15 protein-coding genes are annotated in these 18,952 nt (G+C 36.3%); 7 read left to right on the forward strand and 8 right to left on the reverse strand.

Going from position 1 to position 18,952, the window contains the following annotated elements; all coding sequences use genetic code 11:
- The first annotated feature begins 468 nt into the window (after positions 1–468).
- From A5844_RS03700 to A5844_RS03715, 4 genes are all read left to right on the forward strand, one after another.
- Positions 469–801, forward strand: a complete 333-nt coding sequence (locus tag A5844_RS03700; RefSeq protein WP_086283929.1) for a helix-turn-helix domain-containing protein — start codon at positions 469–471, stop codon at positions 799–801.
- 10 nt (positions 802–811) lie between these two features.
- Positions 812–1,279 carry an ImmA/IrrE family metallo-endopeptidase gene (locus tag A5844_RS03705; RefSeq protein ID WP_086283930.1) on the forward strand — a complete coding sequence of 156 codons (468 nt, stop codon included), beginning with the start codon at positions 812–814 and terminating at the stop codon, positions 1,277–1,279.
- 80 nt (positions 1,280–1,359) lie between these two features.
- Complete coding sequence (locus tag A5844_RS03710; RefSeq protein ID WP_086283931.1) at positions 1,360–1,965, forward strand: DUF5067 domain-containing protein; 606 nt, start codon at positions 1,360–1,362, stop codon at positions 1,963–1,965.
- Between the two features lie 99 nt (positions 1,966–2,064).
- Positions 2,065–3,216: a site-specific integrase gene (locus A5844_RS03715; RefSeq protein ID WP_086283932.1), complete on the forward strand. Its 1,152-nt coding sequence runs from the start codon at positions 2,065–2,067 to the stop codon at positions 3,214–3,216.
- Positions 3,217–3,325: 109 nt separating this feature from the next.
- Here the strand turns inward: A5844_RS03715 and lepA are convergent, their stop codons facing one another.
- Positions 3,326–5,161, reverse strand: coding sequence for a translation elongation factor 4 (gene lepA, locus A5844_RS03720; RefSeq protein WP_086283933.1), 1,836 nt, complete (start codon positions 5,159–5,161; stop codon positions 3,326–3,328).
- Between the two features lie 147 nt (positions 5,162–5,308).
- On the opposite strand from lepA, the gene A5844_RS03725 reads away from it, so the two are divergent.
- From A5844_RS03725 to A5844_RS03735, 3 genes are read left to right on the forward strand one after another with little or no spacing between them, the layout of a single operon-like run.
- Positions 5,309–6,526: a GNAT family N-acetyltransferase gene (locus A5844_RS03725; RefSeq protein WP_086283934.1), complete on the forward strand. Its 1,218-nt coding sequence runs from the start codon at positions 5,309–5,311 to the stop codon at positions 6,524–6,526.
- A gap of 20 nt (positions 6,527–6,546) precedes the next feature.
- Entirely contained in the window at positions 6,547–7,041 is a 495-nt protein-coding gene (locus A5844_RS03730; RefSeq protein WP_086283935.1) for a nucleoside 2-deoxyribosyltransferase, read from the forward strand.
- The gene (locus tag A5844_RS03735; RefSeq protein WP_373419202.1) at positions 7,019–7,702 is read left to right on the forward strand and encodes a DUF2238 domain-containing protein; all 684 of its coding nucleotides are present in this window, start codon (positions 7,019–7,021) and stop codon (positions 7,700–7,702) included. Before A5844_RS03730 ends, A5844_RS03735 begins: the two co-directional genes overlap by 23 nt.
- Before the next feature lie 361 nt (positions 7,703–8,063).
- On the opposite strand, the gene A5844_RS03740 is transcribed toward A5844_RS03735, so the two are convergent.
- The 7 genes from A5844_RS03740 to clpB form a co-directional block, all read right to left on the reverse strand.
- On the reverse strand, positions 8,064–8,918 hold the full coding sequence (locus A5844_RS03740) for a GRP family sugar transporter (RefSeq protein ID WP_086283937.1): 855 nt from the start codon (positions 8,916–8,918) through the stop codon (positions 8,064–8,066).
- 123 nt (positions 8,919–9,041) lie between these two features.
- Complete coding sequence (locus A5844_RS03745) at positions 9,042–11,624, reverse strand: glycoside hydrolase family 38 N-terminal domain-containing protein (RefSeq protein WP_086283938.1); 2,583 nt, start codon at positions 11,622–11,624, stop codon at positions 9,042–9,044.
- A gap of 2 nt (positions 11,625–11,626) precedes the next feature.
- Positions 11,627–12,736 carry a PTS fructose transporter subunit IIC gene (locus tag A5844_RS03750; protein WP_086283939.1) on the reverse strand — a complete coding sequence of 370 codons (1,110 nt, stop codon included), beginning with the start codon at positions 12,734–12,736 and terminating at the stop codon, positions 11,627–11,629.
- Between the two features lie 21 nt (positions 12,737–12,757).
- Positions 12,758–13,075, reverse strand: coding sequence for a PTS fructose transporter subunit IIB (locus A5844_RS03755; RefSeq protein ID WP_086284078.1), 318 nt, complete (start codon positions 13,073–13,075; stop codon positions 12,758–12,760).
- Positions 13,076–13,098: 23 nt separating this feature from the next.
- Positions 13,099–13,548, reverse strand: coding sequence for a PTS sugar transporter subunit IIA (locus A5844_RS03760; RefSeq protein ID WP_086283940.1), 450 nt, complete (start codon positions 13,546–13,548; stop codon positions 13,099–13,101).
- A gap of 1 nt (position 13,549) precedes the next feature.
- Positions 13,550–15,451 (reverse strand): BglG family transcription antiterminator, encoded by a 1,902-nt coding sequence (locus tag A5844_RS03765; protein ID WP_086283941.1) that lies wholly within the window; start codon positions 15,449–15,451, stop codon positions 13,550–13,552.
- Between the two features lie 244 nt (positions 15,452–15,695).
- On the reverse strand, positions 15,696–18,305 hold the full coding sequence (clpB, locus tag A5844_RS03770) for an ATP-dependent chaperone ClpB (protein WP_086283942.1): 2,610 nt from the start codon (positions 18,303–18,305) through the stop codon (positions 15,696–15,698).
- Between the last annotated feature and the right edge of the window lie 647 nt (positions 18,306–18,952).

Raw genomic sequence — 18,952 nt, forward strand, 5'->3', positions numbered from 1 at the left:
CAATTAGGTTATGTCTATTTCACTAAAGTGGATTTATTGCCTCTTTTCTAGGTTAATCATAAAATGAACATTAATAAATAAACTGCTTAAATTCCTTCCATCTTAAATGATTTCAAAACTAATTGTCTTCGTACTTGATCTTGATGAAAGAAAGTCTTCAATCACTTGGTTAGTATTGTAAGCTTAAATCTTTCTGATTCCGGCTTATTTGTGTTGCATTTGAATTTTCATTAACGCTTCTTTCAATACTGGTGACTACAAGATCTAGAAGACCTGGTTTTGCTGTAGTCTTTAAGAATTCCCTGTCTACTGGTTGATCTGAGACAGATGAAGTGACACTGGTGACTATTTCTGTCTCAGTGACTAAATTTAAGGAACTTCTATCCACTGTGTCTTTTGCGATTTCTACAGTTTCTGTTACTTCTTTGTTAGTTGGATTTACACTTACGTTAAAGGAGGGATGAAAATATGTTCGGGGAAAAATTAAAAAGTTTGCGTGCAGATTCTAACAGAACGCAACAGCAAGTTGCAGATTTTCTCGGTATAACAAGAGCTGCATACTCACACTTTGAAAATGGAAGAAACGAACCAGATGCTGAGACTATTGTGAAACTCGCAGAACTATTTAATGTTTCTACAGACTATCTTCTCGGAAGAAAAGAAACTGAGAACATTAAAAATCCTTCCAGTAAAGTTCAAACAGTTGCTGCACACATCGATGATGATGTGACAGATGAAGGGATGAACGAAATCTTGAATTTTATAGATTATATAAAAAATAGAGATCACAATAACAAGTAGGTGTTTAGAAATGAACAATGTCGAATTATTAATGTCAATGTATCCAGAACTAACATACAAATATGAGACCGAGATGCCAGATAGGCAAAAAGGTTTATACATTGATAATGTTGTTTATTTAAATCCTCATCAGTCCTTGAAAGAAATGACCGATACTGTTGCTGAAGAAATCGGTCATTATCTGACAACGGTTGGCGATATTATAGCGCAAGATACAAATGAGAAACGAAAGCAAGAACAAAAAGCTCGTGATGTGGGAGTGACGTTGGTCGTTGCTCCTCAAGATTTCATTGATTGTTATAAGGAACGGTTTAAATGCATATGGGAATGCGCTGATTTTTTAGGCATTACAAAAAAAACACTTGAAAATGCAATCGCTATATATTCTAAAATGTATGAATTTGGACTTGAATATAAGAACTATAAAATATTTTTTCGACCAAACGGGACAGTCTCTGTCATCGAGTGGTTTAAGTAATACGTAAATAAAGCGCTTTATTGGCGACTACTGTTACCTGCCATTAAGCGGGAACAAAAAATATATTTTTGGAGGTCGAAATGAAAAAAGTTGTTATTGGCGGAGTTTTATTATTAAGCTTGTTGTTAGGTGCTTGTGGGAATACAGAATCATCGTCTGGTGACTCAGCAAGTTCTACTAAAGAAAAAACGGCAGAAAGCTCAACTGCTGTTCAACTAGAAACATCTACTACTAATTCTCAAATTGAAACTAGTACATCTGAAGCAGCATCAAATGTTGGTTTTAAAGATGGCGTAGCTACGCTTGAAGATATTGATGTTAAAATCACAAAACACGCCGTGATTCAACCCGGCGAAGCCGGCAACGAATATGGCGACAGCTCTGTCATCGCATTTTGGTATGACACAACGAATAAAACTGGAAAAGAAATTGATCCTACAACAGCTTGGATGATCGTGTTCAAAGCACTACAAGATAATGATCCAAACATGGAAAACGAACTTCAAATTGCAAGCTTGCCAGATTCACAATATTTAAATACTCAAACAAACAACATCAAGCAAGGTGGCACTGTTTCGAATGCGGTTGCTTATACATTAACTGATACAACTACTCCTGTTACACTTATTGCGAATCAAGGATTGATGGGTGAAGAATTAGGCAGGCAGGATTATGCAATTCAATAAAAGACTAGCCTCCGGGCTTTTCTTTTTAGCAATGAAAGAACATACGTTTGTATATCTTTTTGGAAATTTTATACAAATACTAAACAAGGAGTTTTTTATATGAATGGACATGTAAGAAAAATAGGCAATAAATGGCACTATGTCATAGAAATGGCTAAAGTCGATGGAAAGCGCCAGCGTATACAAAAAGGCGGATGGAATACAAAAACGGAAGCGCAGGAACATCTTCGTGAGGCGATGAATGAATACAAGCGTGGAGGAAAAATTGATTTAACAGAAATTAGTGTGTCGGATTACTTTGATTACTGGTTTGAAAATTACGTGGAAAAAAATTTAAAATACAATACTCAACTAAACTATAAAAATGTGATCAATAAATATATCAAGCCAGAAATTGGAAAATATATTTTGCAAGCAATGGGACCGGCTAGACTACAAGAATTAGTAAATAAATTACCTAATGGTTTTGAAAGGCCCCTTTCTAAACATTCTGTAGAAATTATTTTCACTGTTTTGAAAGGAGCATTCAAACGAGCTGTCTTTCCGTGGGAACTAATAAATAAGAATCCTATGGACTATGTAGAGATGCCCTTTTTCGAATCTAAACCTAAACAATCACGAGATGATATGAAAATTATCTCTATGGAACAATATATCAAAGTATTAGAAGCTACTCCCCCTTCCAACTCTTTCCACTTGCCTTTGGTGATTGCTTTTCATACTGGATTAAGACGAGGTGAAGTCTGTGGGCTAACTTGGGATGATATTTCTTTTGAGGATCAAACGCTGACAGTTTCACGTATCATGCTACAAGATAAAAATGGCATCCAGCTTGGGACTCCAAAAACAGTAGCAAGTTATCGAACAATCAGCATTGATGATATGCTTATAGCTGAACTAAAAAGCGCTAAAAAGCGACAGATGGAAAATCGTATGCGTTATGGCCAGTATTATTATGATAGTAATTTTGTCTGCACAAAAGAAAACGGCGAACCAATTACTCCTAATTCCATAAAATGGTCTGCTGGGAAAATAAAGAAAGATTTTGGCATAAATTTTAATTTCCACTCTTTAAGACATACACACGCAACCATGTTACTCGAAGATGGAGTCAAACCAAAAATTGTACAAGAACGATTAGGTCATTCTCGAATTTCGACCACTATGGACAAATATGTACATGTAACGAAAAAAATGAAAAATGAAGCAGTTGATATTTTCGCCCAACGATTGAAAAGATCTATGAATTAGTAGCCTCTCCACACAAAAATGTTCGCCCGAAAAAAATTCAGGGCGAACATTGGGCGAATATTTTTGTATTTCACAAAGTCAAATTCGGAAATAGACACTAGAACCCTTGCTACTTCTTAGGTTCATCCTCGTCCATTTTCAGGACCGCCATGAAGGCTTCTTGTGGGACTTCGACACTACCGATTTGTTTCATTCGTTTCTTTCCTTCTTTTTGTTTTTCAAGAAGTTTACGTTTTCGAGAGACATCCCCACCATAACATTTAGCAAGGACGTTTTTGCGTAGTGCTTTGATATCTGAACGAGCAACGATTTTTTGTCCGATAGCTGCTTGGATCGGCACTTCAAATTGTTGACGTGGAATGAGTTTCTTCAATTTTTCAACAATAGCTTTGCCACGTTCATAGGCAAAGTCTCTATGAACAATAAAACTTAATGCATCGACTTTCTCAGCGTTTAACAAGATATCCATTTTAACAAGCTTACTCTTTTCATACCCAGACATCTCGTAATCAAGTGAAGCGTAGCCTTTTGTACTTGATTTTAATTTATCAAAGAAGTCGAATACGATTTCAGATAAAGGAATATTATACACAACGTTTACACGATAGTCATCCAAATAATCCATTGTGATAAAATCACCTCGTTTACGTTGAGAAAGCTCCATTACCGCACCAACATATTCATTTGGCACCATGATTTGTGCTTTCACGAATGGTTCCTCAACATCTTGGATCGTTCCTGGATCTGGGAAGTCTGCCGGATTGTCTACTGTCACCATGGTTCCATCTGTTTTATTCACATGATAGATTACTGATGGTGCGGTCGTGATCAATTCCAAGTTGAATTCACGTTCCAAACGTTCTTGTACAACATCCATATGAAGCAATCCTAAAAAGCCACAACGAAAACCAAAGCCAAGTGCTTGGGATGTTTCAGGTTCAAATTGTAATGCTGCATCATTCAGCTGTAACTTCTCTAAAGCTTCACGTAAATCATTGTAACGAGAGGTATCTATTGGGTATAGCCCACAGTAGACCATTGGATTCATTTTACGATAACCTGGTAGCGCTTCTTCTGCCGGATTATTTGCAAGTGTCACCGTATCCCCTACACTGGTATCTTGAACGGTTTTGATGCTCGCAGTGATATATCCTACATCTCCAACCATTAAAAAGTCTCTGGCAACTGCTTTTGGAGAAAAGATGCCAACTTCTGTCACATCAAAAGTTTTCCCGTTACTCATTAGCTTGATCTTATCACCAGGCTTGACCATTCCGTCCATGATCCGAACGTTTAAGACGACCCCACGATAACTGTCATAGATAGAGTCAAAGATCAAAGCTTTTAACGGTGCATCCAAATCGCCAGAAGGAGCTGGCACATACTCAACGATCTGTTCCAAGATATCCTCAATTCCGATACCCGCTTTTGCACTTGCTAAAACGGCTTCACTAGCGTCAATTCCGATTACTTCTTCGATTTCATTACGAACTCGTTCAGGATCAGCCGCAGGTAAGTCGATTTTATTGATCACTGGCAAAATTTCTAAGTCATTATCTAATGCCAAATACACATTAGCCAGCGTTTGCGCTTCAATTCCCTGAGCCGCATCAACAACTAAAACGGCCCCCTCACAGGCGGCTAAACTGCGTGACACTTCATACGTAAAGTCGACATGTCCCGGTGTATCAATCAAATGGAAGATATAAGTTTTTCCATCTTTGGCGGTATAATTCAGTTCAACTGCGTTTAATTTAATCGTTATTCCACGTTCACGTTCTAAATCCATTGAATCTAACAACTGATCTTGCATTTCACGAGACGTCACAGTGTTCGTCTTTTCCAAAATACGATCGGCCAAGGTGGATTTCCCATGGTCAATATGAGCAATGATCGAAAAATTACGAATTTGCTCTTGGCGTTGTTTCATTTTTTTTATATCCATAGCGTCTCCTCTTTTCATATAATCAGCACTTTCCATTATACCAACGAAAAGGAGGAATTTAAAGACTTTTTCCTCGTGACAGTTTGAGAAGTTTTTTTGGTAAAATTTTGCTATACTGGAAATAAGTAACTTATTGGAGATGAAAAAATGGATCAAAAGGATTTTAGAGAAAATCTTGAACTAAAACCTGTAACAAAGGAGCATATCGATCAGTTCAATGAACTACTCTCCTATGTGTTCCAAGTAACAGAGTCAGATATCGAAGAAAGTGGTTTTGAAAATAAGCGAGCCTTTGTCCGCTCCAAACGTCCGATCTTGGAGTTATCAAAAGTGTTCGGTTGGTTTCATAAAGAAAAATTGATTTCACAAATAGCGATCTACCCATGTGAAGTCAATATTCATGGAACGCCTTATCAAATGGGCGGCATTACCGGTGTTGGTACTTATCCTGAATATGCCAATCATGGACTAATGCAAGATTTAGTGATCGTAGCTTTAGACAATATGCGAAAAAACAAACAATGGATTTCTTACCTTTACCCTTATAGTGTTCCTTATTATCGGAGAAAAGGCTGGGAAATCATGTCCGATAAATTGTCTTTTAAAATACGTGATACTCAATTGCCAAAACAGGTTCCTGTTTCTGGTATGGTCGTTCGCCTACCTGTTGATCACGAAGATGTTTATCGTGTTTATCAGGAATTCGCAACAAAAAATCATGGTGCCTTATTCCGCAGTGCCTTTCATTGGGAGGAATACTGGCGTTTTGAAAATGAAGAAGAACGCACTGCTGCTATTTATTACAATGAAAACAACGAACCTACTGGTGTACTATTTTATTGGATTGCGGAAGATATCTTTCATGTTAAAGAAATGTTCTATTTGAATCAAGAAGCTCGAAATGGCCTATGGAATTTCATCTCTGCTCATTTCTCAATGGTTTACTGGGTGGAAGGCGATATCTATAAACATGAACCTCTTGCTTTTCTTTTGGAAGATAGTCAGATCAAAGAACAAATCGAACCTTATTACATGGCACGAATCGTTGACGTAAAAGAATTTCTTCAACGTTTCCCATTTGCTGCTCCTGCTGAAGATTTCCATTTGATCGTAGAAGACCCACTTGCGACTTGGAATAATGGCGTTTTTGGGTTAACCTGGAAAGATAACCAAGTAAAAATCGTCAATGAGCCTATTGGTAAACCCGTTCGATTGAATATCCAAACATTAACTTGTTTGATGATGAATTATCGTCGTGCTTCCTATTTGGCACGAATTGAGCGAATCACTACAGATGAAGCGATGATCCAAACATTGGAACGAATTATTCCAAATATGGAAGCTTACTTTAGTGACTATTTCTAATACAAAGGATGATCAAACAGATGAATATTTATTTTGCTGCGCCATTATTTGCCAAAAGTGACTTGCTTTATAACGATATGCTAGTCAAAAAAATCAGAGAGATTTCTCCTGATCTTTCCATCTATCTACCACAGGAAAATGAATCCATCAATGATAAGACTGCTTATGCTGATAGTCAAATGATTGCATTGGCTGATACGCAAAAAGTATTGGAAAGTGACTTAATGATTGCTCTTCTCGACGGATTAACGATTGATGCTGGTGTCGCTTCAGAAATCGGTGTAGCTTATGCAAAAGGGATCCCAATCATTGGACTTTACACCGACAGTCGCCAACAAGGGGGAACACATCCTAAAAAAATTGCTGCTTTACAACATACTGCAGAAAATCAATTCCATTATTTAAATTTATATACGGTAGGATTGATCAAATTAAATGGTACCATCGTCTCTTCAGAAGAGACATTAATCGATACATTAAAATCTTATTTGGTTGGAGGAACTTGGAGTGAGTAAAACAGTAAAAAACGTACAAATAGCCTTGGTTGCTTTTGGCGTATTTGTAGTAGGTTATAATATTTTTGAGTTCATGACTCAGAAGTATTCTACGACTCAAGGTATTACCTTTATCATTGAATCATTAGCAGGTATCTTGTTGATATACTTGCCTCAAATCATACGCAAACTATTCAAAATCCACGTACCAGATGCTATTATTTTATTTTACTGGTTCTTTTTATTCATTTCCGTCTTTTTAGGAACAGGAATGCATTTGATCAGTATCATCTCTTTTTGGGATAAGATCCTTCATGCAGTTAGTCCAATGGTTCTAACCGCACTAGGCTATGGATTGATCGGCTACTTAATGAAAGATGCCCCTATTGCCAAATCAAGCCCTTGGTTATTCTTACTGTTTGGCTTTGCTTTTGCAGGTCTATGTGGCGTGTTTTGGGAGTTTTGGGAATTCTTATGCGATCAATTTCTCGGAATGAACCTTCAACGTTTCGCCGCTTCCGACGGGACACTTTTTGTTGGACGTGAAGCCTTGATGGATACAATGGGTGACTTATTAACAAACACAATCGGTGCCTTTTTAATGGGATTATTTGCTTGGTTCCAAAGTCGAAACAATCCAGATTACTTTGAAAGCTATCGACTTGAAAGACTAGATAAATGAAGTTTATTCTAGTTATTGTCGAGTCAAAAGTTAAAACATTGTAAAATAGCTTATCATAGATCGCGACAATTTGAATTTAGTGGAAACTTTCCTTCAAGTATGAAATAGCAGCAATTTAGGAATCATCAATTAAAGAAACAGGACGTACAACAGGTATTGCTGTTGTACGTCCTGTTTCTTTAATGTTGCAGATCTTTTAAAAGATCATCCTTTAACCGCTATTTCTTTTAGTATTAATATGAAACCTGAGTAGACTCCATACTAACTGATAATTAAATAATACAACCATCTACAACCTTCAATGTTCAATGATCAGAAATTATCAAAATATTGAAAGATAGATGATTCATACACAATGGCATCATTTGAGCAAACTCATCCCCACCACTCCTAAAATGTAAATCAATGTACCAATTGAAATATTTCGTTTTTCCCATGTAGATTTTTTTTCTTTTAAAAGAAGAAAACTTCCATAGGTTGCAACAAGTAAACTCATTTGCGAAAAGGAAAAAGCTATACCAACACCTATAGAAGAAGAGATAAGAAGTAACGTGGTATTTGCTATGACCCATGAGCTACCAGTAGCAAAATTTTTAATGATTGGTTTTGGTCGTAATTGCTTAAATTTTTTATAGGAAATAAGAAGACTTCCAAAAAACATTCCCATTGATTGAGGCATAAAAATACGTGAGCCATCAATTCCGAAATAAGCATTAATTGTGACATAACACATTAAACTGATGGAAGAAATAAACAAAAAGAGAATCAACTGTTTAGAAATAATCTCATTACCATTCCTTGTTTTTGTTACCATGAAGACTCCTAGAAGAATTACCATTAACGCCAAAATAGACAAGCTAGCAGTAATCAGATTAGACCATTCCATCAAAAACAAACCTGAGGCTAACGTCACAAATGTTAATTGTGAAGCAACAGAAAACGGCATCACAATTGATACTTTTCCTTTTTCCAATGAACGAAACTGAAAATATTGTCCTACTGACCAGAAAATTCCAGACAAAAAGCTAATGGAAAATGAAGGCATATCATAAGTTAATTGTTGGAGACTACTAAATAAAAATCCACATACTAATGCAGTGATTGTTGTTCCGAGTAACTGCTCTTCTGAAGTTCCCCCAAAGATTTTAGACAAGATCGGCATAAGGCCCCAACCTAATGCCGGAATGAACGCAAGAAATAAAAGTTGTACCGTCATATATTCTCCTTTGGCATCTTCAAAAATGGGTGCTTCACAAAGCTTTATATTTTTTGATTCTATCACTAACCTATTTTCATTGCTTGTTTGAACTCTCTCTTATTTTGCACCCTTTTCTTTCGATCATTTACTTAATAAGTAGGTTGCTAATCCATAACCACCAATACAGAATGTGTCAGTTATTTCTTCTTCTAATGAATTGATTCGCTTGTAATGATAGCCTGCAAACAATATATTCGTATCGATTGTCGATTCTTTGGCCGTGAGATTGGCTAAACGAATCACAAATGCATCAGAATAATAGGCATTGTGGACAGCACTAACCATAATGCCTGCAGGTAATTCAAGAGATAACAAACTATATGCGGAGGCGTTTAATGAAAGGTCTTCTCTTCTATTTTGGATTTTATTATCAATCCGGTTCACAAAATAGTTATAGTCTTGAAGTTGATAAGTAATGGATGGCTGTTCTTTTTCTGCACGCCATGAAACTAGAGTATCTTCCGTAATATTAGTCTCAGCTAGCCGAATTGAAAAATCAAATATAATTTCTTGATTTTCCATTTGTGCCAAGGGAGTATCTATCATGATATGCCCTTTTTTTGTTGTATCCCCAGAGGCTCGTCCCGGTCGATACAACAAATCGGGTTTTCCTAATGAATCTGTTGTTGCTAATACAGTGATGTATAATGACTCTTCGGCATATTCATATTCTTTGCTTTGTGTAGTATAAAATACCAATGCTTGATCTTGATCAAACACAGCAACTTGTTTTTCAAACGGTTCTACATTGACAGGCATCTCAGAGTACTTTTTATCCCAACCTTCTAATGAATGGTTACTCTTCTCCAAGTATCCAAATTGAACCGCTGATACTGCTTTTTCTATGGGATGGTTTAATTTCGTCTTCACACGAATCCTATGATTTAAAATCGTATTTTTAAAAGAAAGCCTTCCTTCTATTTCACCATGTTCAGTTAAATGTACCTTCAACTGGTAATAGAATTTTCTGGTTGACAGGCTCTTGATGCGATCCTCTAGAGTATAAGGCAACTCCATTTCACCTTCTAGTATCAATGTGTCTTTGGTTCCTTTACACGAAGAAAATTCAAGTATAATTGGTTGTTCATTAGTGTTTGGGGAATAGTCATACGTATCACCTGCATTACTTTCATCAATAATAGATAAAATATCAGTAATATATTCTTTTCCATTTGAATAAACGAATTGACCTCGTTCAAAACTCAATAAGTATTCTCCATTGAAAATAGTTGTACGCTCTTTTAATACAGGAAGTTCCACTCGGTTTTTTTCTTCAAAAGTAAATACTTGATAACCTAATCCTGCCAACGTACATTCGACTTTAACAGTCATAATATAATATCCTGGCTCTTCAATCCAGCGATTGCCAGCAGGAGTTTCTTCCATGATATTTTCTCGACTAGCTACATAATCTGCTGTAATAGTTGTCGTGCGATGCCCTACTACGTCAATATCATTGACTTTTGAGAGAAGTTTGACGATCTTTTCTCCTTTAAATGGAATCGGCGATGTGTTCAAAATGATGAACTGCTTATCTGTTAACTGTAGTGCTTCACACATCCTTTTCAGCACTAGATTCTCAATACTATCGCATATTTCACTGATTTCCTTTAATCGATGACTGATATCTTGTGCTACGCTATCTGAAACGCACCCAGCCAAACTATCATGAGCTTGACATTCAAATAGCTTTTTCCATGCTTTCATCACTAGTCGATTACTTAAGTTAATACCTATATTTTTAGCAATCACTAGCATTGGTTCAATTTCTAGAGTCAGCTTATTTTCTAGTCTGAAAATCTCTCTTTTCAAGTCCATACGAACAGAACCAATTGTTTTATGCACACGAGCAAACACCGGGGAACGAAATTCTCCTTGATAGACTTCTAATTCCTTGCTACGAACAATAGCCATAAATGCCGGATAGGTACTTGGATGATAGTTATATTTCCCTATTTGATTGATTTCTTTCACTTTTTCTGCAAAGGAAGAGATAATCCCAAGTTGATCATTGCCAGTGGGAATCAAAATTTCTGGTTCATCTGCATAACTTTTAATAAAATCGATTCCTTTGTCCAAACGGCCATTTACATATTTTTTTGTAGGTTCTAACTGTTGTTGTGCGCCATATCCTTGAGGAAAATTAACAGCATAAAGGGAGTTCTCCCCACTCAAGCTTTCCCATTTAAAATAAGGAGACTGTACTTGGTTTCCCAAATCTATTCCTCGCCAAAAAAGAATATTATCCAATCCTATTTCATTTAAAATCGTGGGCATTTGTGCATTAAAACCAAACGCATCAGGTAGATACCCCATCGGTAAGTAATCCCCATACTTCTTACTTTCGTAGATACCTACCATGGCATTTCGTAAAATTGATTCTCCAGAGGCAAAAAATGCATCGGTTTGAGTAAACCAAGGACCAATATATAGTTGATCTTTCGCTACTAATTCCTTAATTTCTGTTAATTTTTCTGGATAAAGTTCTAAATAATCATCTAAAATTGAAATCTGCCCATCCAATACAAATGTTGCATTTGGATGCGTCTTTAATTCTTCTAACACATCGGTGAATAATTGATCACTCAACACGATACTATCCATTGAAGTAAAATACCATTCTCGATCCCAATGTGTATGATTTACAATGTGTACATTCGTCATGATTATGCTTCCCACTGTTCTTCCCAAGCAGATTCATCAAACTCTTCCATATCTGATTCTGCTTCTTTACCTGCATCTTTCGATCGTAAGAGACTTGTACAAATAGCAACAAATAATGCACCTGTAGCTATAGAAAATACGTAGATCGGCCATTTTTCAACAGTAAACCAACCGTAAAATCCTGAAATAGGCGCCGTATTTACTGCTCCCAGCCCCACTGCTAATGCTGAACCAAGAGCCGAACCAATCATATTGATTGGAATAACTTTTAATGGATTTTCTACAGCAAAGGGGATCGCTCCTTCAGAAATACCTACAAGCCCCATGATTACGGCTGATTTCCCAGCTTCTTTTAATTCTTTGTTATACTTATTTTTTGCAAAAATCGTGGCCAATCCTAATCCGATCGGTGGAATGATAATGGCAACCTGTGCAGCTGTATTTGGTGCATAAACATTACTAGTCAGTAAAGCCATAGCAGTTGTAACAGCTGCTTTATTCACAGGGCCACCCAAGTCAAAACCAACCATTGCCCCAACAACAGCTGCCATTACGATGGCATTCCCACCACTTAATCCATTCAACCAAGATTCCAGCGCTACGTTAATCGCCGCAAATGGTATGCCGATCACATAATTAACTAGTAGAACAGTTATTAATGTGCCCACTACAGGCACTAAAAATACGGGAACCACCGAGGTCATTGACTTTGGTAAATGGACGTGGTCTTTGATCCATAAACAAGCATAACCAGCAATCAGTCCAGATACGATTGCTCCTAAGAAACCAGCATTGATGTCTTTAACTAACATTCCACCAATCAAACCAGGAGCAATTCCTAATTTGTCAGAAATAGAATAAGCAATAAATGCCGAAATAACTGGAAACATCAATCCTAGAGCAATACCGCCAAACCCATCCAAACTGTGTAATAAACGAATCAAACTATTCGCACTTTCCCCATAGGCCCCATCCCAAATATCGACAATTCCAAATATCGATCCCCCTACACGAGAAATTGCCATAATGACGGCACCGGCAATCACTAAAGGAATCATATATGAAATCCCTGTTAAAATATGATTTTTAATCTCACTTGCTATTTTTTTCATTTGCTTTCTCCCCTATTCCAATCATTTATCAACCATTGCTAATGCTTCTTCGATTACTTTTTCAGCATTTTTGATTGGCGCAGCTACAGGAACTTTTAACACAGTTTTGCCTTTGAAGCGTTCTTCATTTCTTACTTTTGTATCGACAGCAAAAATCACCACTTCACCAATCTGACAATCCCTTTCATTTAATTCGTTTTCAATTCCTGTAGCTCCCTGTGTTTCCACTTTGATCAAGTCACCACGTTTAGCTGCTGCTTTTTTCAATGCTTGCGCAGCCATGTATGTGTGGGCAACGCCAGTAGCACAGGCAGTAACTGCAATAATTTTTCGTTTCATTTTTTCTTCCTCATTTCTTTTCATTATTCACTCAAAAGCTGGATAATACATTGTCGATCTAGCTCAGTTTTTAATTTTTCTGTAATCTCGTCATCTATCAGCTTCATAGCAATTTTTGATAAAATCCTCAAATGGTCGTCCCCTTTATGAGATTCAGGAATAGCTAACAAAATAACGACTGATACTGGTTCATCATCCAACGCTTGCCAGTCGATTGGTTCTCTTAATCTGGCAAAGATAATGGCCGACTGCTTGACTGCTTGACTTTTCCCATGAGGAATTGCAATATTATTGCCAATTCCAGTTGTAGAATGTGTTTCTCTTGCTAAAACAGATTGAATGTATTCTTCTTCATTTTGAACGATCTCATCCGTTGTTAATACACTTGCTAACTGACGGATGACTTCTTCCTTATCTGCTACTTCCATATCAAGAAAAACATGATTTGGAGGTAGTAAAGTGGCTATATTCATATTATCTTTCCTCTTTCAAATAATTCTTTATTTCTTGCTTTGTTCCTTTGAGTAAATATTTTCTTTCCCCAGATTCCATAACTTCTAACATTCTGTCATAAACTTGTTCTAGTTCCTGACCCGTCTTATCTTTGATACAAATAAAAAATAGGTATCTCACTTTTGTTTCTCCCCAAGGTATTTCATTTGCAAGGCGTACAAATACGATCACTGATTTCATCACATACTCAGGTGAACCATGAGGTGTAGCAAATTTTTCAAATGATGTAAAAGAAAGTTGCTCTCTTTCTAAAGAAGATTCAACTATTCCTTCTTTTGCATATTTCTTACGTATCAAATGATTTCCAATAAATCGAATCACTTGGGAATACTCGTTGAATGATAGATCCAAAAAAATGAATTCATCTGTGATTAGCTTAGAAAAAGGACTCTTCACTTTTGTATGTTTACTTAATTTTTTTTCCAAGAATCGATCGATTTTCAGTTGTTCCTCTTTATTCAATATGGGTGATACATGAATAGTTGGAATGGTGTCAAGTTTTAAGATTACTGTGGATAAAACCAAATCTTCATAAATGGTAGTTTTCATTAATTCTTGAATTGATAAAATTCTAGAGATTTCAATTCTTTGAAAATTTTTACGGATTCGAGCTGCTAATAATTGCGAAGTCCCTTTACCACTGCTGCAAACAAGTAGAACCCGAACTTTTTTTTCACATTTTTCTTCCTTATGTTCTTTCATTGTTTGAATGTGGACTGCAAGAAATGCCACTTCAGATTCAGGAATCTGTAAATCAAAATGTTCATTGAGGACTTTGCCTAATTGTAAAGCTTCTTCAAAAGCGATTGGAAAATTTATCTTTACGTCTGTCAGGAACGGGTTGTGAATCAACAAGCCATTTTGAATGCGCTGCATTGATTCTTTGATGTGCGCAATCAGAGCAAGAAAAAAACCTTCATTGTAAACGGTGACATTCTTTTGGATCATATGACGGAGAATACTCTCTATATCTTCATCACATCCATTTTGTATCAGTGAAGTCCCTTCCATATGAAGACAAATATAATGAATCTCGAATTCTGGAAGTGACAATTCAAATGTTCGTTCCAAGCTGGCAATGAATGAATCAAATGCTCTATTCTTTGTAACTACTTCTTGTCCTTTGTTCACTTTCAAATAGTTGTTTTCCCTGACACGATCAATCATAATAATTAGGTGTAACAACAAAGAATGGTAGGCTGAATCCGAAAGGGTCAATTGTGTTTGCTTTAAATAGCTTTGTAATAAGGTGTCTACTAATGTAATATTACCCATATCCATCAGTTCATTCACAAAAGGAGGAACTCCTTGAATTGAGTGCAGATATTGATGCTCTTTTTTTGTGATTTTCCAATTATCTCCCCAAAAATAATAAATCAAATCAAACGCTAAGCTTCTTTTTCCTTGTTCAGATAAATTCAAGAATGAACCCTTTCCTGGTAATACATCGATATTGACATTAAAGTGATGGAAAATTTCATTCACTTGGTTCATATCGTTTTCTAAAGTAGACTTGCTGATAAACAAGGTATCTTGTAGTTTCTGTCTCGTAAAATATGTTTTATATTTCAAAATCTCAAAACAAAGAAATTGTACCCGATCTTTCTTAGTGATTGGTAATCTCATCTCATTATTAAGCTCAAGTCTCCTTACTATTTCAGCTGGATCACCTACAAATGAAACGCCAACTCGTGGTTTTCTGACTAATTGAATCGACGTCTCAGTAAAAAATTTATCAATTTGTTTAAGTGCTTGTGATACTGTTTTATCAGATAGCTTCATGTGTGTAGCTATTTTGGAAATAGTGGTTGGCTCATTCGCTAAAATGTATTGAACAATTGCTTTTTCCCGTTCATTGATCATTGGATTATCACCTCATCTGCATCTCCCATATTAATATTCCTCATTATAAATGAAAACACTTACTTTTGCCGCATTCAATCCTGTAAAAAATAAGCAGACTTCATGAACGTTTACAACGTATTCCCCGTATTTTTGTAAGATTTATCCGACTTTATGACTTCTACTAATAAATGAATCAAAAAAACACCCATCAAAGCAATCTAGAAGACTACTTTGATGGGTGCCTTAGTTCATATGATTTTTATCATTCAATCTCTGGTAATTCTTCTGTTTTGAAGGCTAACTTGCCATCAAACAAACTGATCGTTACTCTTGATTTTGGCATGATTTTTCCAGCCACAATTTCTTTAGCTAGAGGTGTTTCTACTTCTTTAGTGATAAAGCGTTTCAATGGTCGCGCACCATATGCAGGTTCATAAGCATTTTCAGCTATCCAAGTTTTTGCTTCATCGCTGATTTCCAAGATGATTTCTTGATGTTCTAAACGGTTTGCTAGTTGAACAATCATCTTATCCACGATTCCTTTTACATCCTCAAGACTAAGCGGTGTGAAGAGAATCGTATCATCGATTCGGTTCAAGAATTCAGGTTTGAAATGACCACGAAGAATCGTGCGTACTTGTTCTTCTACTTCTTCAGGAATCGTACCATCCGCTGTGACACCTTCTAGTAATAATTGTGAACCAATATTACTTGTCATGATCATGACTGTATTTTTGAAGTCAACTAATCGTCCTTTAGAATCAGTCAAGCGACCATCATCCAATACTTGTAGTAAAATATTGAAAACATCTGGATGAGCTTTTTCGATTTCATCAAGTAAAACAATCGTATATGGATTTCTACGAACTGCTTCTGTCAGTTGACCACCTTCTTCATATCCTACATAACCAGGAGGTGCTCCAACCAAACGAGATACTGCATGTTTTTCCATGTATTCACTCATGTCAATTCGAACCATGTGTTCTTCTGAATCGAATAGGTTTTCTGCTAGAGCTTTTGCTAATTCTGTCTTACCAACACCTGTTGGACCTAAGAATAAGAAAGAACCAAGAGGACGATTTGGATCTTGCAAACCAGCTCGTGACCGGATTACCGCATCACTAACTGCATCTACAGCTTCGTCTTGTCCGATCACTCGTTGATGTAATGTTTCGTTCAACTTGATCAATTTTTCTCTTTCGCCTTCCACCAGTTTTGTCACTGGAATACCCGTTAAGCGACCAACAACTTGTGCAATTTCATTTTCAGTAACTGATTCTTGCACCATTTTGATGTCGCTATCTTTTGCTTTTGCTTCTAATTCTCGTAATTCTTTTTCAAGTTGTGGGATCGTCCCATGACGAAGTACAGCGGCACGTTCTAAGTCATAATTATTTTCTGCATCTTCTAGCTCATGTTTTGCTTTGTCGATCTCTGCACGTTTTGAAGACACCGTGTTTACTTCTTCTTTTTCTGTTTCCCATTGCATTTTCATGGCATTTGCTTCTTCTCGCAGATCAGCCAATTCTTCTTGTAAGTTTTTCAAACGTTTCTTACTTGCATCGTCTGACTCTTTCTTCAAAGCAGCTTCTTCAATTTCCAACTGCATCAAACGACGTGTCACTTGGTCCAATTCTGTTGGCATCGAGTTCATTTCCACGCGAATCGTTGCACTTGCTTCATCAATCAAATCGATTGCTTTATCTGGTAAAAATCGATCAGTAATGTAACGATCAGACAGTGTCGCAGCTGCTACTAATGCATTGTCATGGATATTTACTCCATGGTGGATCTCAAAACGTTCTTTCAAACCACGTAAGATACTAATTGTATCTTCGACAGTTGGTTCTTTGACTAATACTTTTTGGAAGCGACGTTCTAATGCTTTATCTTTTTCCATATATTGACGGTATTCATCTAAGGTAGTTGCCCCAATCAAATGCAATTCTCCGCGAGCTAACATAGGTTTCAATAAGTTTCCGGCATCCATACTGCCTTCTGTCTTACCAGCCCCAACAATATTATGGATTTCATCGATGAATAAAATGATCCGTCCATCGCTTTTCTTCACTTCTTTTAGCACAGCTTTCAATCGTTCTTCAAATTCACCACGGAATTTAGCTCCCGCAATCAACGCACCCATATCTAAAGAAAAAATGGTCTTATCTTTTAGATTTTCTGGAACGTCTTTTCGAACAATCCGTTGGGCTAGTCCTTCCACTATCGCTGTTTTACCAACCCCCGGTTCTCCAATCAACACTGGGTTATTTTTAGTTTTTCTTGATAGAATACGAATCACATCACGGATTTCTTCATCTCGTCCAATGATTGGATCCATCTTACCACTTCTGACTTGTTGTACTAAGTCAACGCCATATTTTTCCAATGCTTTGTATTGTTCTTCTTGATTTTTTGAGGTCACTTTATCTCCACCCCTCATCTCTTCGATATTCTTTCGTAATTCTTTTTCATTCAAACCGTTTTTTGTCAAATAAACAGTCAACGGATAATTTTTTAATTTCATCAATGCCAAAAGCACGATCTCAGTAGATAAATATTCATCTCCAAAACTTTCACGTAATTGGTCCGCTTCATTTAATAGACGAAATAGATTTTGACTTAAATTTTGTCCATACTGAACATTTCCACCAGATACAGTAGGATATTCATCTAAGACACGGTTCACTTCTTTTTCAAACTCATCTACATTTAAACCAGCATCCGTATAAAGATTTCGACCAAAATGGTTTGGCTGTAAAAATATCTTCCATAAATGAGCGATATCAATCTCTTGATGTTGTCTAGTAACTGCTACTTGTTGCGCTTCTGCAATCGCTTCTTGGAGCGTTGTTGTCATTTTTTCAATATTCATTCATGTACCCTCCTAAATAGAAGTTTATCTGAGCAAGGTCAAAGTTTGTTTCTCCATAACAATTAAAAAATCGCTACGAAAAATAGAAGGTGATTAACTAAACCGTGCATCTAAACTATTGCTAATAAATCCTTGCTTGATAGATTTTAGATATCCGGTCGCATTTCACCATTCTATGATTTATTTCTTCATCAACCTTACAAATCAATTATACTCAATTGGTCAACTTTGGTCAAAGAATATACTCAAAAAAAAATAAAAAATCGAAAATGTTAACCTATACGATCAATCATCTATAAAAGACAAAAATCAAACAACGCGATCAATAAGTCTAGCTTCATTCACTGTGATCTTTTTGATCTCTACTAATATCTTTTATAAATATCTTCGACAATAAAAATTCAATATGCACATTGCTTCTACAGCAAATTTAGCATGAGCTAAAACATCGTATCTTTAGATTTCCCCTTAAAATTATTCCTTCCATTCTTTAATTAAGGCTGTCAAATAATCATAGCATGGCTATTCCTTGTACATTTTGGTTCCACTATTTTTAGATTTAGATAAGTATTTAGCAAAAACATTTTTTTAATCATAGTGAAGTGGAGGGATTCTAAAGTTGATTTAACATCACCAGACGTATATAC

The sequence above is a fragment of the Candidatus Enterococcus wittei genome (genome assembly GCF_002140175.1).
GTDB lineage: Bacteria > Bacillota > Bacilli > Lactobacillales > Enterococcaceae > Enterococcus_B > Enterococcus_B wittei.